Genomic DNA, 24423 nt, shown 5'->3' with positions numbered 1-24423 from the left:
ACCGCAAAGCGTCAGAGCGCCACAGGCTCGTCCGGATGATAGGCCATGCCGCGGGCGCGAAAACGCTCCGGCGCCCCGGCATCGGAATATTTTGCCAGTTCGTCCATATCCGTCTTGTTCAGGATCACGCCAGCAGTCTTCGAGGCGATACCCGGCTCGGCTTCCAGAAGGCTTTCCACCAGCTTCACTGGCGTTTCCCCCCATTCGGCCACGAAGATATAGGCATCGACATAGGGTGAAAATGCCTTGGCATCGATGGTCGGCACCAGCGGCGCGAGATCGACGACGATATATTCGAAGCGGCTGCTGACCGTTTCCATCAGCCTGCCCATTTCAGGCGATGCGAGCAGTTCGCTGGTATGCGGCAGGGCATTGTGCTTGGAAGCAATCGGCAGAACAGCAAGGTTGGCCTTCGCATCAATGGTGATGGCGCTCGTCCACGGTGCATCGCCGCGCAACACTTCCAGAAGGCCGCTTTCCGGCTCGGTGTCGAGAACAATGCTCGATCCGCCGGCCGTCGGGTCCGCGTCCAGAAGCAGGGTGCGCTTGTTCATGGCGCCCAGCATGCTGGCAAGGTTTGCAGCAACCGTGGACTTCCCCTCCCCCGACAGGGCTGAGACGACAGCGATCACCCGGCATTCGCGGCTGGGCAGGGCGACATCGCAGGCAAGCTTGGCATTGCGCAATGTTTCGGCAAAGGCCGAGCGCGGATGATCCACGGCCACCCGGGTGAGTTTCTTGGCAAAGCGGGCGGCATCTTCGGCCAGCGCCTGATCATCGACCTGTTCCGCGACCTTGCCCCCGCTCTTGCGCGCCTTGGCGGCCTCGGCTTCGCGCGCCTTTACCTTTTGCGAGCGCAGAAGCGGGATATAACCGAGGAACCGCAGACCGAGCCGGCTTCGCACATCCTGGCCGAGCCGGAACGACCGCTCCTTCAATTCGAGCGCCGTTGCAAGACCGCCGCCGACGAAAAGGCCAAGCACGACGGACAAAGCCATGGTGATGGTCTTTTTCGGGCTGGACGGTGCTGTCGGAACGCCCGCCTCCGAAATCACCCGAGCCTTGGCAATCGGGAAGGACTGCTGCTGCGTTGCCTGCTCGAAACGGTCGAGATAGGTCTGGTACATCGCCTTCAGCGAAGCCGCCTTCTGCTCCAGTTCACGCAGTTGCACGACCGAGACATTGGCCTGCGAATTGCTGCCGGCCAGACGGTCGATGCTGTCGCGCAGCGATTTTTCACGCGAGCTTGCCACTTCATAGTCGTTGCGGAAGCCCGATGTCATCTGTTGCAATTCGCGGAAGATCTGCTGGGCAATATCGGCCTTCTGGGTGGCGAGCAGCTTTGCCTGCGGGTGATCCGGGCCGAACTGTTCCTCGACGGTGCGCTGGCGCTCCGATGCCGACTGGTAGCGTTTGCGAAGATCCTGGATGACCGAATTTCCGCCGTCCGTGGAGGAGACGATGGCGTTGTTCACCGCTGCCTCCGGGCCCTGATCGACAATCGCCTTGTACTGGTTAAAGCGCGCCGAGGCGGTTGCCGTGTCGGCCTGCGCGACGATCAACTGGCTGGTGAGGTCGGAGAGTTGCTGGGCCGACAGAAGTTCGCCGCGCGGCGAAATGAGCCCGTTCTTGATCTTGTATTCCTCAACCGCCAGCGCCGCATCCTGCGAGCGGCGATTGAGATCGGTCAGCCGCTCCTGCAACCAGTCGGAAGCGCGCTCGGTGGCATTGAAATTGGCGCTCAGCTGTTCGGTCAGGTAGGCGGCGGCATAGGCCTTGGCGAGCTGCGTCGACAACAGCGGCTGCGGTGACTGCACCGCAATGGCAATGACCGAACTGCGCCCGACGCGGTTGACGTCGAGCGATTGCTGCAGGATGGCAGAGGCCTTTTCGCGCCGGCCATTGCGCGCCGCCTCTTCCGACACTGGCGGATCCGACGGTTTCAGCAATCCGACGATGCTCTTGACGCTGCCCTTCACAAGTCCGATCGGCGATTCCGGCGGATCGAGAAACAGCGCATTGTCGGCAAGCTTCAGATCGTCGGCGACCCGCAGCGCAAGCGCCTTCGACTTCAGGATTTCCACCGCGCTCGACATGCGGTTGTCGATCTGCTGGGCCGACTGGACGTCGGTTTCGTTTTCGGCATAGCGCGACAGGTTCTCGTCGATGAGGATCTGCGTCATCGCCGTATAGGCCGGCGGCGTCATCAGGAGATAAAGCCCGGCCAGCACCATGGCGGCCAGAACGCAGAGGCCGATCAGCCGTATCCGCCGCATCAGCGCGGAAAACAGCCGGTCCAGATCGATAAACGAATCCTGATCCCGGTTTACGCTCGGAAACGTCGTCGAACGAAGGTTGATATGGTCCATCAGAAAGATCCTTTGGCGTCCCTCGACGCGAGGGAGATAATCAGGATGACGCCTTGGCAGGACGTGTGGCGGAACCGATGAGACGGCGCAGACGCGCCGCAATCGGCATTTTGAGATGGCGCAGGGCGCCGGGATGGGCAATGGCGACCTTCAGGCAACCGGGGAGCGAGCGGTGCTTGATGTGCGACACCAGCGACAGAAAAGCGCCCGCTTCAATGAGGCTGCGGCTGCGGCGTTCCTGTGCCCGTCGCGCCTTGGCATCCAGCGCATAGGCTTCGACAAAACCCTTGTCCGCATCGATCATGGCGCGGACATGCTGCGGCTCGAGCACCCGCGAGATCGAGCCCTCGCGGATATGGTAGACATAGCCGACACTCGGTTCGACCGCGCAGCGACCGCCGCTTGCGAGCGCCGAGGCCAGCAGCAGATAATCCTCGCCGATGCGCAGGCGCTCGTCGAAGCGCAAACCGGTGCGCACAAGAAAATCCCGCAGAAACATCGGCTTCATGTAGCCGAAATTGAAAGTGGACCGGAAGATGACGTTGGATTCGATGAATTCGGCAAGCGTCAGCGAGGGGCGATGCTGCAGATCGCGTTGCGTAAACATGGTCACGGCCGGCTCGCCCGGTTTCACCACGTCGAGATTATCGACGACGATCTCCGCTTCCAGGCGGCTTGCGCAGGCAATCATTGCTGCCGATCGGTCATTCTTGACCTCGTCGTCGGAATCGAGAACCGCAATCCACCGGCCACTGGCCGCCGTAAACCCCGTGTTGCGGGCTCCGGCCGGGCCGCCATTGCGCACCATTTCGATCAGCCGCACGCGCGGATCGCCATAATAGCGCACCAGTTCCGCCGTGCCGTCGCTCGAGCAGTCATCGACGACGATGACCTCGACCGAGACGCCCACCTGGGCAAGCGCGCTGTCGATTGCCCGCCCGATGGTTTCGCGCGCATTATAGGCGGCAATGACAAAGCTCACATCCGGGATGCTCTCGGGCAGCACGTGGTCGCTCTTCAGGCCTTCGTCTGTCATGCAGCCTCCATCGAACCATACTGGCGGATTTCGCGCATGCCGAAGAGGCCGCTGATGGCGCCCAGATGCAGCATGGCGCGCAGCGCATAGCGGTTTCGCGCCACGGGCGAAAAGAACGAAACGACGGCAGCGCCACCGCAAAATGCCGCTTTGAGACCGGCGAGCCCCGCCTGGACCATACGGCCGGCAAGCGAAGTTTTCGCGGCAAGGATGCGACCATGCGTCTGGCCGGACCGGAACCGACGTTTCATCAGCCAGCCGAGCTGCGCCCGCTTGGGTGGCACAGGTTCAACCAGCATGGCCTTTTCCGCAAAGGCGATGAGGCCGCCGTCGTCGGTGACGCCGCTGAAGAAATGGGTGTCCTCCCCCCCGCTCTGACCGAGCGCCAGCGCGAAGCGGCGCCCGCGCACGCGCGGCGAGCGCATGTCGAGAAGGACATTGCAGGTATAGCCCGTGCGGATGGAACCGCCGACCCAGACGGGCAGCGTCGAATGGAAATCGCCGCTCTTCATCCAGCCCGGAGCGCCCTCGCCGTAGAGCGCGCGGACCGGCCCCAGCACGGCATCGGCAGTGGTTGCCGAAGCGGTCGCCAGAAGCTCGCCCAACCATTGCGGGTCGGCCGTTTCGTCGTCATCGATGAAGGCGAGGTAATCGCCATGGCTTGCGTGCAGGCAGGCGTTGCGAGCAATCGAGATATTGGACTTCGGGCAGTGGACATACTGGATGTCGAAGGGCGAGCGGCGGCGCAGGCTCTCGACCAGCTCTTCGGCACTCGGTGTCGCGTCATTGTCGGCGACGATCAGGCGAACGCGAGTGCCCGCCGGAACGATCAGCGCAAACAGCGACAGCAAGGTCTCCTCAAGCTCCGGCCGGCGGAAGGTGCAGATGCCGATATCGACATGAACGAGGGATTGATCGCGATCGTCTCTCATGCGGCAGCCCTTCCGGGTCGAATGCGCAAAACTTCAAGCCAGAAGCCGATGGACCAGGCGAGATGCATGATCATGGCCGACACCGCCGCCAGCGGACCGTGGGGACTGCGCTGCGAGACCGCGATCCAGAGACCATAGGCGATGCAGACACCCGCCCAGGCGAAAAGCGGCACGGCGGCCAGCCAATGCACGACGGACAGAAGCGCAAGCAGCGCAACCGGCATCACGGCCAATGGCAGGGCCTGGCGCAGTTTCGGGATCGAACGATGCTTCAACAGATTGCGCGCCCTGCCCCGCCCATAGCCAAGATACTGACGGAAAAGGGCAAGCGGACGCGTGCGGGGATAATAGGTCATGAAGGTTCGCCCGGTCATCCAGATGCGAAAACCGGCCTTGCGCAGACGAAAATCCAGCTCCGCATCCTCGTTATGGGTGAAGCTCTCGTCGTAGCCGCCGACGGCGCGAAATGCCGCGATGCGCATCAGCGCGTGATGGCCATGGTCGATCCAGTGGCCGGCGCTGCCGGCACGGTGTTTCGAGCCGCCATTGCCAAGCTTGGAATTCTGCGCCACGGCGGTTGCCTTTTGGAAGGATCCGAAACCGACCGTCTTCATGCCGACAACGATCGAATCGGCCCCTGTATCAACCGCCTCTTGCAACAGGGTCCGGCAGTAATCGAGGGGATAATCGCCGTGGGCATCGACGCGGATCAGATAATCGCGCCCGTTTCCATATTCTGCGACCGCCAGATTGACCGCCACGCTCTGGATGCGGCGGGGATTGGTCAGCAGCACCAGATCGTCCATCTCCTCGGTCAGACGCGACACGATGGCGCGCGTGCCATCGGTGCTGCCGCCGTCGGCGACCACGATCAGCATGTCATGATTGCCGCGCCCGGCATTCAGCTGGCGCAGCAGCGGCTCTATATGGGCTGCCTCGTTGAGACAGGGAATCACCACCAGGGCTTTCATCTCGGGCAGGACGGGCTCAGACATCATGATCCTTCCGATTGCAGGGGCGACGACAGGGAGAGAGCTGCGGGCGGTGGCGCCTTGGCGCACAGAAGACCGAGCTGGCGCACCAGCGCCTGGCAATCCGCCTCGCTGGTGATCCACTGTTGGCGATCGGTTGCGGCCAACTTCTCGAACAGGCTGTTGTATTGCGAGACCGTCAGCGCATTGAAACAGGCTTCCAGCGCTGCGGGATCAGCGGCGGCCAAGAGAAGGCCCAGGCCGCGACGGGCAAGAAACCGCCCGGTTTCGGTGGAAGACAGCGCAATCGGCACAGCGCCGTGCAGCGCGCCTTCATAGAGCCGGTTGGGTAGCAGCCATTCCGAGTTCAGCCCCTCCTCGAAAAAGTCGATGGCCCAGACGAACTGGACATCGCTGTAAATGTCCTGCAGGTCCTCGGGATTGCGATAGGTGCCGTGAAAGGAAACATACGGGGACGCTGCGACGCGCGCCTCGAAATCGGGAAATTCCTTCGGCGAGACCCGGCCGCGAATGACGATTTCGACGCGGCCGTTCATGGCGGAGGCAAAACGGCTGAGGATATCGAAGGATTTCCTGCAGCGGATGGCACCGAACCAGCCGATGCGCCAGGGCGCATTGGCAAGTGGCGGGCGCGGCGCAGCAGGCGCGGTACCGCCCTGTGGCGAAAGCTCCAGAACCTGGTTTTCGAGAAGCATGACCGGCAGGTCGAGACGCGACAGCGGCTTGAAATAATGGGCGACGAAGGCGGGCGAACTGGTGACCAGAAGCGAAGCACTGCGCCCGAAAAAGCCTTCGGCTGCGCGAAGAAGCCTGCCCTTCACCCCTTCATCGAGAAGCAGGCGATGAATATCGAGGCACTCGTAGACCACCGGCACATCCTTGCCGAAATGGCCGGATGTGGCACCGGCCAGCGCCAGGGTCTCCAGATTGCGGGCCAGGATCACATCCGGCCGGTCAAGCCCCCGCAACAGGTGCGACAGCGACAGGCGCGCCTTGACGACGGCTGCCATACGCTGACCAAGGCGACCATCGGCCGTCCGGCCCAGCACGACAAGACGAATTCCCGGTTCGTCGGCCAGGCGGTTTTCATCGCGCAGAAAGCCGGCGACGGTCACCGTCGCGCCGCCGGCATTCAGCATGATCACCCGTCTGCGGATCGCCGGATCGGACAGATCGTGGGCGAGATAAAGAACGTTCAACGTCACGTCGTCCAACTCCTACTTCCTGCCCTGAACGAAGGCGCAAACCATGGTGGCAAAGCCGCGACCGCGGCTCAGTTCAACGTGCAGAGGACCGAGCCCTCGAACTTGCATTTCTCGCCGAGCGCGGTGAAGGCGATGCGATCCACCTGCATGGAAACCGGGCCGTTATAGGCAAAGGTGCCCATCCAGTCCTTGAAGGTGTCGGAGCCCCAGAGGCTGGCAAAGATCTTCTGCGGATGGGTGGGGATCTTGGCCGGATTGGTGACTTCGTGAACCAGCTTGCCGTTCAGAAAATAGCGCAGCCGGTTCTTTTCCCAGATGAAGGCATAGGTGTTGAACGCCTTGTCGGCGCCGCCCGCCACCGGCACCAGCTTCTCATTGCCGCCCTTGGCCGAGATATACTGGTTGACCTGCACTTCGTTGGTGTTCTTGCCGAGCACCTCGAAATCGATCTCGTCATGCGGCTGCTTGTCGGTTGGCCCGATATAGCTGAAGAACGCCGAGTTGAGCCCCGACCCGGTCGCTGCCTTCATGCGGATCTCGTAGGTGCCGTAGCCATAGCGCTGGCGCGTCTGGATTTCGCCGCAGGTATAGGCGCGGTCGGCGGTCTGCTTCTGGCGAAACTCGAGCGTCAACTGGCCGTTTGCGACGGTAACGGCATCCTTCGACCAGGTGCAGTTCTGGTGAGCACCATTGTTCCAGCCATCGGACAGATACCAGAAGGTCGAATCGAGCTTGTCGAAATTCTCGACGAAAGAAGCGCCGGTCGTCTGCGCCATGGCCGCCGGGGCGGCGAACATCACCAGGGCCGCAAGCGCCTGTGGAACGATCATCTGCCGGATGTGTGCGAAAGGGGACATGCTTTACCTCTGTTGTTGCGTGGCCGCAGCGCGGCCGCTCCCAAGCGTCTCGACCTGCCTCGAAGGGCTGGACGAGATCCTGCGACGGCCCCTGCTGCCGGTCAGAACCTCGTACAGGCCCGGGACGTACCGCAGGGCCAGACGGTTGCTGATGATAAGGGCGGTAAAGGTGATGAGGACGGAGACGATGTAAAAAACCGGATAGAGCGCCGCATCGGCGTGGCGGTTCCAGACCATCCACAACAGCACCAGCAGCGGATAATGGGCGCAGAATGTCCAGAAACTCAGGCTGCCGGAATTGGCCATCCGCTGTCCAAGCCGCGTGCGAACAAGCGGTGCGGAGATCACCCAAAAGCCGACGGCGCCGAGGATTGCGAGCGTATTACGCAGAATGTTCAGCGTGTCGGGATAGTCCGGCCCGGTGTTGAAAAGGCCAAGTGCCAGAACCGCCGCAAGCGCCAGCACCAGCGCCGCAATGGGCAGCGCATAGGGATCCAGACGTTTAAGATCGACGCGATAGAGCGCAAAAAATATCCCCAGTGTGAAACTGAAGAGAATCGACTGCTTCAGGACGATACCCGAAGTGAGTGCCGGAAAGACCGCCACCAGAAACAGCACGCCGAGCACCGCCGTCGGCACGCGGCGGACGAGAAAGGCGAGGATCGGCGAAATCAGGATGCACACCATCAGGTCGCGCAGGAAATAGAGCGGGAGATTGACCGGAAAATCGTTGAACGCCAGCGTGTGGTTGAGCCACTCGCCGAACGAGGATCCCCACAGGTCCGGAAAATAACCGATCCCCATGCCGAAATGCTGGATGAGCAGCACGAAGAGCAGAGCCGCAAAGTTCCACAGAAGAAAAGGCAAGAGAACCGTGCGGCTCTTTGACAGGAGCGTACGGCGATAGTCGAATGTCTCCAGGCCCTTATGGAAAAGGAGATAGCCGGAGATCGCGCTCAGGCACGGAACGCCGATGCGAAACAGGCTCTCGCCCAGGAAGACACGCACCCAGTCAAAAAAACCGTTCGGCTCAATGAACGGACTTGCGTCGAGATCATACGGCACGTGCACGAACACGATGCCGCTGATCAGGAGAATGCGCATCAGGTTGATGCGGGAGGATATGTTCTGGTCCACAGGCATATCGTTGACCCCTCTTGGGTTGCGCCTCCCCCGCAACCGAATTTCAACCAGAGCAGACGTCGGCCCTCGAAGCCAAAGCATGCTGTTCAGTGTTGGGGAAAATGTGGCAGTGCAACAAAAACTCAAGATGGGCGCGACCTCCGACAGCTGGAGATCAGGCCGTTCCCCATTCGACAGTCCGGATGTGCAGCGGCAGAATGCTTGGAATCAAAGGATAATTTTCCAGGCTGGCACACCATAGACCCTGTTCCATTTCTCGACACCGGCGTCGGAATAATTCCGACAGAGAGACGGAATGCCGCCTCTGACGCTTAAAAACCACCGCAAATTACGGCGGAAATACGGCAGAAATGCTACGAAACGGCGGCAACGGCATCTTTGCAGCACATTACCGTTCGAAATTGACACGTATGCGTGAAAATGAAACATATTAAGGCGACGGATCGACGGGAAAATCGCCTTCGTGTGCCTGCCTCTTGCCGCAGTGCAAAAAACGGACAAATTTCCCCTCGAAACTAAAAGCTTTCCGCGCACCGACCACGCACGGGAAGAGCTTGATGCATCAGGCGAGTGCTCCCACCAAAGGCCGTCGTGGCCAGGGGCACCCGTAGGAACTGCCGCTCACCGAAGCAGTCTGGCGACAGCCGGGCGGCTTCATGTCTTTTGAAAGCAGGGCACTTCATGGCGACGTTCACGGTTATCATTCCGTTCTACCAGAAAGAGGCAGGCGTGCTGATGCGCGCCTTGCGGTCCATATTTGCGCAGACCTATGCGGATTTCGATATCATCGTGGTCGATGACGAATCCCCCTATCCGGGCGAACGGGAACTGGAGGGTCTGAGCGCGGATGAGCGAGCGCGGATCACGCTGATCAAGCAGCCGAATGGCGGGCCGGGCGGTGCACGCAACACCGGGCTCGACAACATTGCCGCAGATACCCGCTATGCCGCGTTTCTGGATTCCGATGACATCTGGCTGCCGACGCATCTGGAGAACGCGCACAAGGCGCTGACGGGCCTGGACGCCGATTGCTATTGGGCCTCGATGCAGGCGGACGAGGATTTTTATTACCACTTCGGCATGGCCAAGCTTCGCGAGGAGGCCGGCGCGCAGCCGGTCATGGAAAATCCGCTGGTGCTGGAAGTGCCGGATCTCGCCAGCACGATGCTGAAGAACTGGAGCTTTCTGCACCTGTCCTGCATGGTCATCGGCCGGCAGATCTTCGAGACGGTGCGGTTCGATCCGGCGCTGCGGCTGGCGGCCGAAGACGTTCTGTTCTTCTGCGACTGCATTCTGGCGGCCAAACGCCCGGTCCTCTGCGACGACGCCGGTGCCGGACGCGGCCGGGGCATCAACATCTTTCACAGCATCGACAACCAGTCGCCACAGTTCCTGCGTCAGCAGTTCAACACCTGGGTCGCGCTCGACCGGCTGGAGCAGCGCTTTGCACGGCGCCCCAACGATGTGGCATCGATTGCCTCCTACAAGAACACCGCGCGCCGGCAGGCGCTGTGGAGCCAGGCCGGACTGGTGCGCAAGCGCAAGGTGCCGGATCTTTCAACGCTTGCCCGCTGGGCCTGGCGCGATCCGGCCCTGATCAGAACAGTGCTGGAACTTGGCACCGGCAAACTGAAGGGCGCCCGCTGATGGCCCGCCTTCTCCTTTCTCCCCAACGGACCCCGAGGACCGCACTATGAAGCCTTACTTCTGGGAATCCCATCACGGCAATTTCGGTGATGACCTGAACCTCTGGCTGTGGGACTACCTGCTGCCGGGCCTGCGCGACAGCCATCCGGATACGCTGCTGGTCGGCGTCGGCACTGTCTTGAACCCGGTCCTTCTGCCGACGGGCGTGCGCAAGCTGGTCATCGGCAGCGGTTATGGTTACGGCACGCCGCCGGACGTCAGCAACCCGGCCGAATGGGATGTGCGCTGCGTACGCGGGCCGCTGACGGCTGCAAAGCTCGGCCTTGCCCCGGACATGGGCATTATCGATCCGGCGGTCATGGTGACAGACATGCCGGAATTCCAGAACCTGCCGAAGCGGTTCAAGAAAACCTTCATCCCGCACTGGGAATCGGCGGAATTCGGCATCTGGCAGAATGTCTGTGAGCCGGCGGGCCTCACCTATCTCGATCCGCGCGGCGAAGCCAAGGACGTGATCTCGAAAATTGCGCAGTCGGAGCTGATCGTGGCGGAATCCATGCATGGCGCCATCCTTGCCGATGCGTTTCGCGTGCCGTGGATTGCTGTCAGCACCTCGCGATCCATCAACAGCTTCAAGTGGACCGACTGGGCAGAAACGGTGGGGGCGACCTATGCGCCGCGCTATGTACCGGTATCGACCCGGGCCGAAGCGGTGCAGAAGCAATCGCGCTTCTGGGGACTGAAATTCCCTGATAGCGCTCAGTCTGCCGGAGCCACGACAATTTCGGCTGCCGCCGAGACTGCAACGCTGGAAAAGCCGCAATCGGCGGCCTCGCCGAGCCCCAAAACCATGCTGCGCAACGCTGCCAAGCAGATGCTGGCGGCACCGTCAACACTTGCCCTGTGGCAGGCAAGCCGGGCGGAACCGCAGCTATCCCCCGATGGCAGACTTGAGGAACGCAAGGCACGCTTTGCCGAGGTTCTGGACGGCGTGCGGCGCGATTACCTGCTGGCGTAACTGACGGATCATGGCCACCCTGCCCTCACCGGCAGCGTGGCCTTACCGCCTCAGCGCTGGGCGACAGGCACGCCCGGGAGAAGATAGCGCAGCTTGCCCGCCGGCACCGGCGGCTGGCTCTGCCGTCCCTTGCCGGCATGCGCCTCCCACTTGTCGGCAAGAACGCCGGACAACACCGCCGGCGCAGAGGCCGGATGCGAGAGCAGATGCCGGATGGCCGCCCCCTTGCCCTCTCGCGCCTTCACGTCGAGGATATGGCGAAGGTCATAGCGCGCCTTGATATGACGCTCATGGCGCTCAACCATTCGCGCCTCTTCGGGCTTCAGGAGACCGGGCGTCTGGCGAAGCCTGCGCTCGGCCTCGTAGAGCCGGCGCAGGTCATCGGTGCGGTGTGCACCGCTTAGCGAATTTGCCCGCACCACGGCACCATAGCCGCAATGGTCGATCACCTTGTAGCGGGCGCCGTGGGCGAGCGCTCGCAGGTAAAGATCGTAATCCTCGCCAAGCCGCAGATCCTCGTCGTAGCGCAGGCCATGGGCCAGCATGAAGGCGCGCCGGATGACCGGCTTCAGGAAGCCGATCTCGCCGCGCCGGACGCCGCGCTTGGAAATGTTGCCCTCGACAAAATCGATGAGCGACAACTGGCGTGTTCGCGCCTGGAAACGCTCGGGCTCGATAGCAAGCGCCGGGTCATGGTGAATGAAGCCGATATTGTCGGCAATGAGATCCCAGCCGCTTTCCGCCTGCATGGCGGCAAACCGCCCGGGAAAGAAGAAATCATCCGCATCCAGAATGGCAATCAGCGGCGATGTCGAGATGTCGATGGCGTGGTTGCGGGCCGCGGATGGGCCGCGGTTCTTTTCAAAACGCGCAACGACCAGACGGCCACTGCCATCGTCGGCAGCCAGTGCCGCAGCGTCCGTTCCATCCGACGAGCCATCATCCACCACCACCACTTCGCCGACGGCCTCCTCCCTGAGGGCCGAGGCGATGGCCTTTGAAATCGTATCAGCGGCATCCTTGGCCGCGATGATGACGCACACCTTTTCAGGGGCATTGACGGTCATGGCAGTCTCCGTTTCGGTCGATCGCTCGAACACGAACCTAGGATATTTGCCAGAATATGGAAGCACCTGCAGCAAAATTGCAGCCGTGGAGGTGGTTCCTAGTGGTCGCTGACCTTCAGATGCGAGGTGGATGGGCGGATCTCGCCGGAGATTGCACCGTCGCTGCTGCGCGAGACACTGCCGCTCTCCGCGGCCTTGCGGGCCCGTGCGGCCCGTTCGCGCGAGACAAGAAACAGGACGCAGAGGAAGTAACCGGTCTGCAGCAGAATGGCGCAAAGAATTGTTTGCCAGAAAGTTGCAACGGCCGAGCCCTGGAGGAAGTAGGTAGCGACGGCAAACACCACAAGCACGATCGACATGCTGGCAATGACACGTGGTCCATACATGGTCGAAACCTCCCGGCACTTGGCCCTGCGTCGTCACCGCCTCGGCTTTGCTCTTTGCCCACCCGCCTTATCGCAAAATGCCGACAAAACGCTATCACATTCCTGTGGCCACCCTTCATGAATATTTCGTAATGAACTCATGGAAGGCCGCTTGCAGCTTATGCCCGATTTCGGCCGCATTAAACCGCCGCCGCTGTCCGATACGACCTTTTCAATCGGTTGAGGCGCGGTTTTTGATCAAAATTTGTTACAGAGAAATGCTGCGCTGCGATCGCCTCATTGCGATGCAACATAAACATTGCGGCGCACAAAAATGAGTGAATGACAGTTATTTATTGGGCAAAATCGTCAGTTTCAAGCAATGATATCGGAGTGGTCGGCAAGTTTATCCCTGTGCAACCTGCCACAGCGCGCAGTGGCGCGACCCACAAGACTATTCCAGACCAAAAAGAGACAATATATCTTGAATTTCAGCAAAAACTGCATTTCGATCTCGGAAAGTATCGCCTCATAACGAGACACTTCATAACCCAAAATGGCACAAGCTCGGGCGGTCGCCATAAAAAAATAACTGGAAACAAATTCCAAACACACAATTATTGTCCCATCCGCCGGCACATGATGGGCCGCAAGGGCACCGACCACTCGCACCACCAATGGAGTTCCTCTCTATGAAGTCCGCGACACGATCGGCAATTTCGCCGCTTACCGCACCCGACGACCTGCACTTCGCCTTTCCCACAGGCGGTGTTGCCAAACGCGCTTTTGATATCACCACGGCGATGATCGCCCTGGTCGTGTTCAGTCCGCTCTTCCTGATGATCATGGCCCTGGTCAAGTTCACCGACGGCGGCCGCATTTTCTACGGCCACAGCCGCGTCGGCCATAACGGACGCAGCTTCAAATGCCTCAAGTTCCGCACCATGGTGATGAACGGGGACGAAGTGTTGCGCAAGCACCTGCACAACAACCCGGAGGCTGCCGACGAATGGCGGGCAACCCGCAAGCTGAAGGATGATCCGCGCGTCACGGCTGTCGGCTCGGTCCTGCGCAAGCTGAGCCTCGACGAACTGCCGCAGCTGTTCAACGTCATTCGCGGCGAAATGAGCATTGTCGGCCCCCGCCCTGTGGTGGACGAGGAACTGACGCTTTACGACAATTTCGCTGTCTATTATCTGCGCACGCGCCCCGGCCTCACCGGTCTGTGGCAGATCAGCGGCCGCAACGACGTCTCCTATGAAAGCCGTATCGCCTTCGATACGCACTATGTCCAGAACTGGTCCCTGATGCGCGATATGTCGATCATCCTGAAGACCATTCCCGCCGTCTGCATGTCGCGCGGAAGCTACTGATCTCAATCGGTACAGTTCGACCGCGCATGTCTTGAGGCGCGCGGTCCTTATCCCACCTCAAGCTCTTATGAATGGCGGATGGCGTCGACGAAAGTTCGACGTCCTTGTCCGCCCTCAACCGGGAATATTCAATGCTGGCAAAAGCAAGCGCGACTCAAAAGAGCGGCTCCAGACGCATCATCGCCTGCCTGATGGCCGGCATGACGCTGATCATGGCCGACGCAGCCATGGCAGATGACCAGACCTACAAACTCGGCGTGATGGACAGGCTGCGCATTCGTGTTGCGGAATGGCAGCCTGCCGAAGGCGTCGTCAAAAGCTGGGATGCGCTGAGCGGCGATTATAGCGTCGGCGCGTCGGGCACCCTCTCCTTGCCCTTCATCGGCAACCTTGATGCCGCAGGCCGCACGCCGGCCGAAGTGGCGACAGACATCGGCGCAAAGCTTCAGCAGCAGTTCGCCCTTAGAAACCTGCCCTCCGCATCGGTGGAAGTCGCTGAATTCCGTCCGGTGTTCCTCGCCGGTGACGTCCAGACGCCAGGGCAATATCCGTTTTCGCCCAATATTACGGTTTTGAAAGCCGTAAGCCTTGCCGGCGGCCTGCGCCGTTCCGACAGCGGCCAGCGCTTTGCCCGTGATTTCATCAATGCCAAGGGCGATCTCGCCGTCTATGATGGCCAGCGCGCCCGCCTCATCGCCCGTCATGCCCGGCTGGAAGCGGAAATGTCCGGCGCCCCCGAGATCAAGGTGCCTGCGGAACTGCAGAAGGTCGCCAATGCGTCCGAGCTGATCCGCAGCGAAACCGCCTTGATGAAGCAGCGCCGCGACCGCTATGAATTGCAGCTGAAGGCGCTGGCCGATCTCAAGGCGCTGCTGCAGAGCGAAGTGGAATCCCTGCAGCGCAAGACCGAGACACAGACTCGCCAGCTCGACATCGTCGAGAAGGATCGCGAAAAGATCAGCCGCCTCAGCGACCAGGGTCTGGCGCTCAGCTCCCGCATGATTTCGAGCGAGGAGCGGGCAGCCGAGGTTCAGTCCGCCCTTCTCGATATCGACACCAATTCGCTGCGGGCCAAGCAGCAGATCAGCCAGGCAAACCAGGACGAGATCAACCTGCGCAACGACTGGGAAGCGCAGCGCGCCAAGGAGATGCAGGACACCGAGGCGGAACTGGAAAAGCTGAACCTGCAGATCGGCACAAGTCAGCAATTGGTGGCCGAATCGCTGGCGCAGTCCGCCGAAGCCCTGAAATTTGACCCGCACGGCAAGTCCGCCAGCATCCGCTACTCGATCGTGCGCGATAACGGAACAGGCGCCAAGGAAATCGCCGCCGACGAAACGATGAAGCTTCAGCCCGGCGACGTGATCAAGGTCACCTCCGAACTCCTGATGCAGTAACGCCCATGAAGATAGCCAAGGCCGTCCTGATCAATCCGGAAGAAAACGCGCTGTACGGCACGGCGGCAGTCATGCTGTCGCTGTTCGTCTTTGCCTATTCGAGCCGGTTCGGTCAGGTCTCGATCCTTGGCTATTACGCCGTCTGGCTGCCGCTGGTGATGCTGGATTACAAGCGGGTGCTTGGAAACCCGATGCGCTCGTTCTGGATCTTCGGCTTTGCCGGTTTCTGCTTTCTGTCGGTCTTCTGGTCGCCGGCACCGGGCGTGTCGCTTCGCACCGCAATCCAGTACCTCACCCACATCATCTGCGCGCTGATTGCCATGCGCACCCTCAGCGTCGCGACGCTCGTGCGCGGCGTCATTGCCGGCTGCGCCGTGGTGCTGGGCTATTCGATGCTGTTCGGTGTTTACCACTTTGATCCTCTGGACGGCACCTACAGCTTTGTCGGTGCCTTTGCCTCGAAGAACCAGCTCGGTTTCTATGCCTCTCTCGGGCTCTACTTTGCCTATGCGGGCATCATGCTGATGGGCATGCGCCGGCTCTGGCTGGCCGCCTGTGCCGGCACGGCGCTCTTGTCGGCCTACTGCCTCCTTGCCTCGCAATCGGCCACGTCGGTTCTGACGACGCTTGTCATCATTGCCGCCTGCAGCGGGCTGCAGGTTCTCCTGCTTCTGGCGCCGACCACCCGCAAGATCGTCTTTGCCAGCGGCATCATCCTTGCGGTCATCGGCGTCAACGCCGCCCTCACCATGGGCGCCATGGATGCGGTCCTTGGAATTTTCGGTAAGGATTCAACGCTGACGGGACGCACCTATCTGTGGCAGCAGGGCATCGAGGCGGCGCGCCAGTCTCCGTTGATCGGGCTCGGCTACCAGGGTTACTGGGTGCAGGGATTTCCGGAGGCGGAACGCCTGTGGGAGGAATTCTACATCGGCTCGCGCAGCGGCTTCCACTTCCACAACACCTATATCGAGACCATGGTGGAAACCGGCGTGGTGGGAACCGCGCTTCTGGCGCTGACGCTGCTTGCCGGTTTCTTCGGCCATCTGAAGCGGGTGCTGCATGATGGCCGCAACCTCGATTCTATGGTGCTCTTCGGGCTTTTGGCGCTGCTTCTGGTGCGCTCCTTCGTGGAGATCGACATCATGCACCCCTACCATGTCGGCTCCTTCCTGTTTTACTTCGCCGTCGCGCGGTTGTCGCTTGGCTCGCGGGTCCCCTCACCTGCCTTCGAACGTGCACGCCTTTTACCCGAGCGGCGGGCGCGTCTTGCATGAGGCAATTCAGCGCCGAACGGCCGGACGGGATCACACCATGAAGACGCTCTACGGCATTCAGTATCTCCGGGCGATCGCAGCGCTTGCCGTGGTCCTGTTCCACGCCGCCGAACGCTTGGAGGAGAATTTCGCCATCGGCGCTGCCGGTGTCGATGTCTTCTTTGTCGTCAGCGGCTTCATCATGATCGTCATCAGCCAGAACCGGAACCAGACGCCCGGCGCCTTCCTCAAGGATCGCCTGTTGCGCATCGCCCCGAGCTACTGGCTTGCCACGACGGTGATGGTCTTCGGCGCATTTGCCGGTCTCTTTCCGAACCTCGTGATCGATGCGCCACATCTGATCGGCTCCTACCTCTTCCTCCCCGTCCCCTCGCCGAATGGCGGCGCGCTCTGGCCGGTTCTCGTCCAGGGCTGGACGCTGAATTACGAAATGTTCTTCTACCTCGCCTTCGCCGTCTCGCTGATGCTGGCGCCCGGCCGTCGCCTTGCGGCCCTCAGCCTCATTTTTGGCGCGCTGGCTGTCGTCGGTTTTTCCGTGACGACACCCGGCACCCCCGCTTTCTTCTATACACGGCCGCTCATTCTGGAGTTTCTGGCCGGTGCCGTGATCGGAAGGCTCTGGCTGTCCGGCCGCGTGCCGCGCGCTGACACCGGGCTGATGCTGATTGCGGTTGCAATCTTTTCCTTTACGGCGATCTATCTGCTGCGGGCCGAGTTCAACACCTTCCTCTGCGCGCCGCTCGCCATCTGCCTTGTGCTGGGTGTGCTTGCGCTGGAAAAAGCCGACATGCTGCCGACACTGCCGGGACTTTCCTATCTCGGCGACGCGTCCTATTCGATCTATCTCTGGCACACCTTTGCAATCTCGGTGGTGCTGAAGCTTGGCCTTTCCGCCGGCCTGCCAACATGGCTCATCCTCTGGAGTGGCGCCGTGATCGGAACGCTGGTGGGCATCGCCTGTTACGAGCTGATCGAGCGGCCGCTCCATGTCTTCATCAAGCACCGCCGCATCGTCTTTCGCCTGCCCGGGCGCCGGGTCACCGCCGACTGATCATTCGACCGTTGCACGGCAGACCGGTTCAGTAGCGGGCAAGATCCTCGTGCGTCAGTCCGAAATGATCGAGGATCATCTGGATATTGCGCCGGTGCGGCTTGAAATAGACGTCGAACAGGTCACCGACCAGCGGCAGGCTGCCGAAGACAGCATCGGTGCCGATATTGGCAAGCATCTGCATCTGCTTTGAAGCCGGCAGGCCAAGCCGGCGCGCTTCGTTGACGATGACGAGACCGATCACCGCGCCTGCCGCGTCGCCCGCCACAGGCAACAGGCCCATGATGGAATCGGCACCGAAGCGGATATTGGTGCCAGGCACGCGCAGCGCCGTATCCATGAGGCGGGCAAGCTTTGCCATGCGCACGAGGCGGCGCATGGCGTGGGCATCCAGAACGGTTCTGCGCCGTGCCGCGCCGTGTAATGGGTCTGCATCTGCCATTGCCGCAACCCCTGTCGCTTCGATGAGGCGCTAACGGGGCAGCGATGAAGCGGTTCCCCGAACATCCGGGAAACCCGCCAAAATCATCAGGTCACGGCGCCGACCTGCCACGGCACGAATTCGTTGTCGCCGTAGTCATAGATTTCGCTCAAGGTCTTCTGGCCGGAGGCAACGGCAATGATATGCTCGAAGATGCGCTCGCCGGACTGCTCGATCGTCTCGTCACCCGTGACGATGCCGCCGCAGTTCAAATCCATGTCTTCGCGCATGTGCTCGTACATGTCTGTATTCGTGGCGATCTTGATGCAGGGGGACGGCTTGAAGCCGGAGACCGAACCGCGCCCGGTGGTGAAACAGATGACGTTGCAGCCACCCGCCACTTGGCCCGTCACGGCCACCGGATCATAACCGGGCGTATCCATGAAGACAAAGCCGGGTTCGGTCACCGCTTCTGCAAACTCGTAGACGGCCTTCAAAGGCATGGAGCCGCCCTTGGCCACGGCGCCGAGCGATTTTTCCAGAATGGTCGTCAGGCCGCCAAGCTTGTTGCCATGCGAAGGGTTGTTGTTGAGTTCATCGCCATTGCGGGCGGTATAATCGCGCCACCAGTCGATGCGCTGCAGAAGCTTTTCGGCAACCGCCGGCGTGACGGCGCGCCGCGTCAGCAGATGCTCGGCACCATAGATTTCAGGCGTTTCGGCAAGCACCGTGGTGCCGCCGTGACGCACCAGAAGGTCCGAGGCATAACCGAGGGCGGGATTGGCGGAAATGCCGGAATAGCCGTCGGAGCCGCCGCATTCCAGCGCAAGCTTCAGCTTCGACAGTGGTTGTGGCGTGCGGCGTGCCGCATTCACCACCGGCAGCATCTCCTTGATGATCTCGATCGCCGCATCGATGGTCTTGCGCGTGCCGCCATGCTGCTGGATCGTCATCGTGCGCAGCCGGTCGCCCTCCTCCATCTTGTAGTGTTCGAGGATCGGGCCGATCTGGTTGGTTTCGCAGCCAAGCCCGATCATCAGGATGCCGCCGAAATTCGGATGGCGGGCATAGCCCTGGATGGTGCGGATGAGCAGGCGATAGCCTTCCGACTTGTTATTGAGCGCACAGCCGGTGCCATGCGTCAGCGCCACGACGCCGTCGATATTGTCAAAGCCGTCGAGCCCGCCCATGCGGTTGAAGTAATCGGCGATGTATCGCGAGACGGTAGCCGAACAGTTGACCGACGAAATGATGCCGATGAAATTGCGCGTGCCGGCACCGCCGATGCCGCGGTCAAACCCCATGAAGGTGCGCCGTTCGGCAAGCGGCAGCATGCCCTTTTCCTCTATATCGACGCTGAACTGGTGCTCGTGCTCGGACGGAAGCATGGCAAGGTTATGCAGATGCACATGATCTCCCGGCGCGATGTCCTGCGTCGCAAGACCGATGATCTGGCCATATTTGCGCACCTCCTGACCACTGGCGATGGCGCGGATCGCCATCTTGTGCCCGCGGCCGATCAACTGGCCGGCGACAATGCCATTGAAGCCCGAATCGGTGCCCGGCTGCAGCGAGCGGCGGGTCACCACCACATCGTCTGCGGCATTGAGCAAAATCACGGGTGAAACGGTGTCTGTCATCATGTCTCCTCCTCCCTGGAGGTCGTCTTGGAAAATCATCGCGATCAACGCGGTTCGCTATCCAGCCAGCGGCGCTTCGATTCCTCCAGATGGGCATGCATCATCGCCTGTGCCAGCAATGAATCACGCCCCTCCAGCGCCGTGTAGATCTGTTCGTGTTCAAAGAGCGCCATGCTCCAGGTGTCCGGCGTCTCGAAATGCTCGCGCAATTGCGTCGACAGGGGGCTGTGGCGATCGTCGAAGAGTTCGCCCACCAGACGTGCCAGGACCCCGTTGCCCGACTGGCTGGCGATCGTCAGGTGGAACTGACGGTCGTGCTCCACGGGCTTGCGTCCTTCGGCAATTTCGGCGGCCATGCCGTCCAGGATCTGACGAAGGGTTTTCAGGCACTCGGTCGTCATGCGCGACGAGGCGAGCACGATGACCGCGCTTTCGACGGCAGCGCGCGCCTGCATCAGCTCAACCGGGCTCTCCCCCATCGAGGCGGATGTGGCGGCCCGTCGTTCCGTGTTTGCCACGAGATAGATGCCCGAGCCCATGCGGATCTCGACCGTGCCGTCGATTTCCAAAGCGATCAGGGCCTCGCGCAGGGATGGGCGGGATACACCGAGTTGCAGGGCGAGTTCGCGCTCCGAGGGCAGGCGCTGGCCAAGCCTGAACTGGCCCGCCTGGATGAGCCCACGGATCTGATCCGCCACCTGCTGATAGAGCCTGCGCTCCGTCGTTCTGAACCCGTTCATCACCACTCGCTTCTGATTGGCCTTACCATAGGCAATCACCCCAAAACTGGCAAGACCAATAATTTATACTGCAAATACAGTGCAATAGGACGATTACCAGCAATCAAAACCCTCTCGTCGAGAAATTGGCTTGACCAGTTTGGCAAGGCCGCCTACCAATAGGCCCGCAGTCGACGGGTGGAGCTGGATCGACGGCGCAGGATGCGCGAGGAGGACTTCAATGCACAGCGGCGAGATCAATTCCGTCAACGCGACACCCCGCGCAGCTGCGGCCTCTGCACGCCATGCGGGTGATGCAGGAGGCGCGCCGCTTCTCAGCCTTCAAAACATTTCCAAGGAGTTTCCAAGCGTCCGGGCCCTGGCTGACGTAAGCTTTGACTTACACCGTGGCGAGGTGCATGCGGTCTGCGGCGAGAACGGCGCCGGCAAGTCCACGCTGATGAAAATCATCAGCGGCGTCTACACGCCGACCTCCGGCCGCATCGTCTACAAGGGCGTCGAGCGCAGCTTCTCCTCGCCGCTCGAAGCGGAAAACATTGGCATTGCCATCATCCACCAGGAACTGAACCTGGTGCCGCACATGACGGTGGCGGAAAACATCTATCTCGCCCGCGAACCCCGCCGGGGTTTTCTCGTGGACCGCAAGAAGCTGAAGGCGGACGCACAGGCCTGTCTCGACCGGCTGGGGGTTTCGATCTCGCCGGATCGCCTGGTGCGCGAACTCTCGGTTGCCCAGTGCCAGATGGTGGAAATTGCCAAGGCCCTGTCGCTGAATGCCGAAGTTTTGATCATGGACGAGCCGACCTCGTCGCTGACCGAGCAGGAAACGCGCCTTCTGTTCAAGGTGATCCACGACCTCAAGGCCTCCGGCGTCGGCATCGTCTACATCTCGCATCGGCTGGACGAGATGGCCGAGATCGTCGACCGCGTCACCGTGCTGCGCGATGGCCAGTATGTGGCGACCGATCATTTTGCCGATACGACGGTGGACGATATCGTTGCCAAGATGGTCGGCCGGTCGCTCGAGGAAAAGTTTCCCGAACGCACCTCGACGCCGACCGAGGAGGTGATCTTTTCGGTCGACAACCTCACCCGCGCCGGCGTCTTCCGCAATGTCAGCTTCACGCTGCGGCGCGGCGAGATCCTCGGCTTTGCCGGTCTGATGGGTGCCGGCCGCACAGAAGTTGCCCGCGCCATCTTCGGCGCCGATCCGCTGGACAGCGGCACGGTGACGATGGGTGGCAAGACGCTTTCGATCCGCTCGCCGCGCGATGCGATCGCCAGCGGCCTTGCCTATCTCTCGGAAGACCGCAAGGCGCAGGGGCTCGCCGTCAAGATGCCGGTCGATGCCAATATGACGCTTGCCAATATGGAAGAGCTGTCGAACCGCTTCGGCCTCATCGACTTTGGCCGTCATGCCGAGGTGGCCAACGAATATGTCGATCTCCTGAGCATCAAGACACCCTCGATCCGTCAGCCGGTGCGGCTGCTGTCGGGCGGCAACCAGCAGAAGATCATCATCGGCAAGTGGCTGTTTCGCAAGTCGCGCATCCTCTTCTTCGACGAGCCGACGCGCGGCATCGATGTCGGGGCGAAATACGCCATCTACAAGATCATGGACGAGCTTGCGCGCGATGGCATCGGGGTCATCCTGATCAGTTCGGAACTGCCGGAAATTCTGGGCATGACCGACCGTGTCGCGGTTTTCCACAACGGCACCATCACCGGCATCCTGGAGACGGCAAAGACCAACCAGGAAGAAATCATGCGTTACGCCTCCGGCTACGGGCACAGCCCGAAGGCCAGAACGGCGAATTGAGGACAATGATGAGCACACCGAGCGAACCAAAGAGCCGCCGCCTCAGCGACCGGCAAAAGGATGTGATCCAGAAGTTTGCCGCCCTTGGCAGCCTCTTCGTGTTGATCGCGGTGTTTTCCAGCACCAGCAATGCCTTCTTCACCGTCAACAACGGCATGACGATCGCGCTTCAGGTCACGTCGATCGCGCTGCTCGGCATCGGGGCGACCTGCGTCATCATCACCGGTGGCATTGACCTCTCGGTCGGCTCGGTCCTGGCGCTTGCCGGCGTGGTGGCGGCGCTTGCCGTCAAGGAGCTCGGCATGCCGGTTCCGATCGGCATGCTGATCGGCATTCTCACCGGCTCCGCCTGCGGTCTGGTCAACGGCATTCTCGTCACCCGCATGAAGCTGCCGCCATTCATCGCAACACTTGGCATGATGCTGATTGCCCGCGGCGTTGCGCTGCAGATCACCGGCGCGCGCGCCGTCTCCGGCCTTGGCGAAAGCTTTGGCGAACTCGGCAACGGCTCGCTGTTTCGCATCGTCACGATCGGTGACGACGGTTTTCCGAACGTGGTGTTTCCCGGCATTCCCTATCCGGTCGTCCTGATGGTGGTGATCGCGCTTGCGGTGTCCTTCATGCTGAACCGCTCGGTGCTCGGGCGGCATATCTATGCGGTCGGCTCGAATGTCGATGCGGCGCGCCTGTCGGGCGTTAACGTCACCCGCGTCACCAATTTCACCTATGTGCTCTCCGGCACGCTGGCGGGCCTCACCGGCTGCGTGCTGATGTCGCGCCTCGTGACGGCCCAGCCGAATGAAGGTGTCATGTACGAACTGGATGCGATCGCAAGCGCCGTCATCGGCGGCACGTCGCTCATCGGCGGCGTCGGCACGATTTCCGGCACCGCCATCGGCGCCTTCGTCATCGGCATCCTGCGCAACGGGCTCAACATGAACGGCGTCTCCGCCTTCACACAGCAGATCATCATCGGTCTCGTCATTCTGGTCACTGTCTGGATCGACCAGCTGCGCAACCGCCGATGAGAGAGGGTGCGGACCCTTATCCGCAAAAGACAAGGGAGTGGGATCTCCCGGGAGGGGGCCATAAGGGCCGCTTCATTTTAGGAGGATGGAAATGAAAAAGCTTGCAACAGCATTGCTGACATCGGTGATCATGCTTTCGGCTGCATCCGTGCAGGCCGCCGAGATCGCGGTCATCGTGAAGACGGTCAACTCGACCTTCTGGCAGAACGTCCAGAAGGGTGCCGATGCCGCCATGAAGGAGGTCGGCGCCGGCAATACAATGACCTTCCAGGGTCCGGCCTCGGAATCGGCCATCGCCGACCAGGTCAACATGGTGGAAAATGCCGTCAACCGCGGCGTGGCCGGCATCGTGCTCGCCCCGTCCGATCCGGATGCGCTGGTGCCTGCCGTGAAGAAGGCCTGGGAAGCCCGCATTCCGGTGGTGATCGTCGACTCGATGCTCGCCAAGGGCGCCGAGCAGTATTACCAGTCGTTCCTGGCCACCGACAACCGCAAGGCCGGCGAACTCGCCGCCCAGGCGCTGATCGACAAGGTCGGCAAGGAAGGCAAGATCGCCGTCATGTCCTATGTGGCCGGTGCCGGTTCGGAAATCGGTCGCGTCGGCGGCTTTACCGATTACATCAAGGCCAATTCCAAGCTGCAGATCGTCGGCCCCTATTACTCGCAGTCGCAGATGGCAACGGCGCTCAACCAGACGACCGACGTGCTGGCTGCCAATGCCGACCTCAAGGGCATCTTCGGCGCCAACGAGCCGACCGCCATCGGCATGGGCCGCGCCATCAAGCAGGCCGGCAAGGCCGGCAAGGTCGTCGCCGTCGGCTTTGACGGCAATCAGGACCTGCAGGAATTCGTCAAGGATGGAACGCTGTCGGCCATTGCCGTGCAGGGCTCGTTCCAGATGGGCGAACTCGGCGTGAAGACCGTGTCCAAGCTCCTCAAGAAGGAAAAGGTCGAGAAGTTCGTCGATACCGGTGTGGTCGTCGTCACCAAGGACAATATCGACAAGCCGGAAGCCAAGAACGTTCTCTACTGAGCTTAAAAGCATA

22 protein-coding genes are annotated in these 24423 nt (G+C 61.3%); 10 read left to right on the top strand and 12 right to left on the bottom strand.

Annotation, left to right across the window (positions count from 1 at the left end; translation table 11 throughout):
* Positions 1 to 11: 11 nt before the first annotated feature.
* From J2858_RS13710 to J2858_RS13680, 7 genes are all read right to left on the bottom strand, one after another.
* Positions 12 to 2369, bottom strand: coding sequence for a Wzz/FepE/Etk N-terminal domain-containing protein (locus J2858_RS13710; RefSeq protein ID WP_210105368.1), 2358 nt, complete (start codon positions 2367 to 2369; stop codon positions 12 to 14).
* Between the two features lie 40 nt (positions 2370 to 2409).
* Positions 2410 to 3405, bottom strand: coding sequence for a glycosyltransferase family 2 protein (locus J2858_RS13705; RefSeq protein ID WP_210105367.1), 996 nt, complete (start codon positions 3403 to 3405; stop codon positions 2410 to 2412).
* The gene (locus tag J2858_RS13700) at positions 3402 to 4337 is read right to left on the bottom strand and encodes a glycosyltransferase family 2 protein (RefSeq protein WP_210105366.1); all 936 of its coding nucleotides are present in this window, start codon (positions 4335 to 4337) and stop codon (positions 3402 to 3404) included. The genes J2858_RS13705 and J2858_RS13700 overlap by 4 nt, the downstream gene beginning before the upstream one ends.
* Positions 4334 to 5332, bottom strand: coding sequence for a glycosyltransferase family 2 protein (locus tag J2858_RS13695; protein WP_245366146.1), 999 nt, complete (start codon positions 5330 to 5332; stop codon positions 4334 to 4336). Before J2858_RS13695 ends, J2858_RS13700 begins: the two co-directional genes overlap by 4 nt.
* The gene (locus J2858_RS13690) at positions 5332 to 6534 is read right to left on the bottom strand and encodes a glycosyltransferase (RefSeq protein WP_348635489.1); all 1203 of its coding nucleotides are present in this window, start codon (positions 6532 to 6534) and stop codon (positions 5332 to 5334) included. The genes J2858_RS13695 and J2858_RS13690 overlap by 1 nt, the downstream gene beginning before the upstream one ends.
* Before the next feature lie 68 nt (positions 6535 to 6602).
* A complete protein-coding gene (locus tag J2858_RS13685) occupies positions 6603 to 7391 on the bottom strand; it encodes a glycoside hydrolase family 16 protein (protein ID WP_210105365.1) in 789 nt (262 codons plus the stop codon).
* 3 nt (positions 7392 to 7394) lie between these two features.
* Positions 7395 to 8534 carry an acyltransferase family protein gene (locus tag J2858_RS13680; RefSeq protein ID WP_245366056.1) on the bottom strand — a complete coding sequence of 380 codons (1140 nt, stop codon included), beginning with the start codon at positions 8532 to 8534 and terminating at the stop codon, positions 7395 to 7397.
* 681 nt (positions 8535 to 9215) lie between these two features.
* On the opposite strand from J2858_RS13680, the gene J2858_RS13675 reads away from it, so the two are divergent.
* Positions 9216 to 10181: a glycosyltransferase family 2 protein gene (locus J2858_RS13675; protein WP_210105364.1), complete on the top strand. Its 966-nt coding sequence runs from the start codon at positions 9216 to 9218 to the stop codon at positions 10179 to 10181.
* A gap of 46 nt (positions 10182 to 10227) precedes the next feature.
* Positions 10228 to 11199 (top strand): polysaccharide pyruvyl transferase family protein, encoded by a 972-nt coding sequence (locus J2858_RS13670; protein ID WP_210105363.1) that lies wholly within the window; start codon positions 10228 to 10230, stop codon positions 11197 to 11199.
* Between the two features lie 50 nt (positions 11200 to 11249).
* Here J2858_RS13670 and J2858_RS13665 read toward each other — a convergent pair whose 3' ends face one another.
* On the bottom strand, positions 11250 to 12266 hold the full coding sequence (locus J2858_RS13665; RefSeq protein WP_210105362.1) for a glycosyltransferase family 2 protein: 1017 nt from the start codon (positions 12264 to 12266) through the stop codon (positions 11250 to 11252).
* 98 nt (positions 12267 to 12364) lie between these two features.
* Positions 12365 to 12652: an exopolysaccharide production repressor protein gene (locus J2858_RS13660; protein ID WP_210105361.1), complete on the bottom strand. Its 288-nt coding sequence runs from the start codon at positions 12650 to 12652 to the stop codon at positions 12365 to 12367.
* A gap of 321 nt (positions 12653 to 12973) precedes the next feature.
* Between J2858_RS13660 and J2858_RS13655 the strand changes: the two genes are divergently transcribed.
* The 5 genes from J2858_RS13655 to J2858_RS13635 all read left to right on the top strand — a co-directional run bounded on the left by J2858_RS13655 (position 12974) and on the right by J2858_RS13635 (position 17729).
* On the top strand, positions 12974 to 13327 hold the full coding sequence (locus tag J2858_RS13655) for a hypothetical protein (RefSeq protein ID WP_210105360.1): 354 nt from the start codon (positions 12974 to 12976) through the stop codon (positions 13325 to 13327).
* Positions 13324 to 14004: a sugar transferase gene (locus J2858_RS13650; protein ID WP_210105359.1), complete on the top strand. Its 681-nt coding sequence runs from the start codon at positions 13324 to 13326 to the stop codon at positions 14002 to 14004. Before J2858_RS13655 ends, J2858_RS13650 begins: the two co-directional genes overlap by 4 nt.
* A 131-nt stretch (positions 14005 to 14135) precedes the next feature.
* Positions 14136 to 15401: a polysaccharide biosynthesis/export family protein gene (locus J2858_RS13645; RefSeq protein WP_210105358.1), complete on the top strand. Its 1266-nt coding sequence runs from the start codon at positions 14136 to 14138 to the stop codon at positions 15399 to 15401.
* Between the two features lie 5 nt (positions 15402 to 15406).
* Entirely contained in the window at positions 15407 to 16678 is a 1272-nt protein-coding gene (locus J2858_RS13640; protein WP_210105357.1) for an O-antigen ligase family protein, read from the top strand.
* 37 nt (positions 16679 to 16715) lie between these two features.
* Entirely contained in the window at positions 16716 to 17729 is a 1014-nt protein-coding gene (locus tag J2858_RS13635) for an acyltransferase family protein (protein ID WP_210105356.1), read from the top strand.
* A gap of 28 nt (positions 17730 to 17757) precedes the next feature.
* Here the strand turns inward: J2858_RS13635 and J2858_RS13630 are convergent, their stop codons facing one another.
* From J2858_RS13630 to J2858_RS13620, 3 genes are all read right to left on the bottom strand, one after another.
* A complete protein-coding gene (locus J2858_RS13630) occupies positions 17758 to 18108 on the bottom strand; it encodes a DUF4112 domain-containing protein (protein WP_245366129.1) in 351 nt (116 codons plus the stop codon).
* A gap of 149 nt (positions 18109 to 18257) precedes the next feature.
* On the bottom strand, positions 18258 to 19790 hold the full coding sequence (locus J2858_RS13625; RefSeq protein WP_210105648.1) for a UxaA family hydrolase: 1533 nt from the start codon (positions 19788 to 19790) through the stop codon (positions 18258 to 18260).
* 44 nt (positions 19791 to 19834) lie between these two features.
* Positions 19835 to 20530, bottom strand: coding sequence for a FadR/GntR family transcriptional regulator (locus tag J2858_RS13620; protein ID WP_210105354.1), 696 nt, complete (start codon positions 20528 to 20530; stop codon positions 19835 to 19837).
* A gap of 220 nt (positions 20531 to 20750) precedes the next feature.
* Between J2858_RS13620 and J2858_RS13615 the strand changes: the two genes are divergently transcribed.
* The 3 genes from J2858_RS13615 (at position 20751) to J2858_RS13605 (ending at position 24410) form a co-directional block, all read left to right on the top strand.
* Entirely contained in the window at positions 20751 to 22349 is a 1599-nt protein-coding gene (locus tag J2858_RS13615; protein WP_210105353.1) for a sugar ABC transporter ATP-binding protein, read from the top strand.
* Between the two features lie 8 nt (positions 22350 to 22357).
* Complete coding sequence (locus J2858_RS13610) at positions 22358 to 23377, top strand: ABC transporter permease (RefSeq protein ID WP_210105647.1); 1020 nt, start codon at positions 22358 to 22360, stop codon at positions 23375 to 23377.
* Positions 23378 to 23468: 91 nt separating this feature from the next.
* On the top strand, positions 23469 to 24410 hold the full coding sequence (locus J2858_RS13605; protein WP_210105352.1) for an ABC transporter substrate-binding protein: 942 nt from the start codon (positions 23469 to 23471) through the stop codon (positions 24408 to 24410).
* Positions 24411 to 24423 lie beyond the last annotated feature (13 nt).

Origin of the sequence: Neorhizobium galegae, assembly GCF_017877135.1 — a bacterium.
Taxonomy (GTDB): Bacteria; Pseudomonadota; Alphaproteobacteria; order Rhizobiales; family Rhizobiaceae; genus Neorhizobium; species Neorhizobium galegae_A.
Note: the sequence above shows the minus strand (reverse complement) of the source record. Positions and strands in the feature narration are given on the sequence as shown.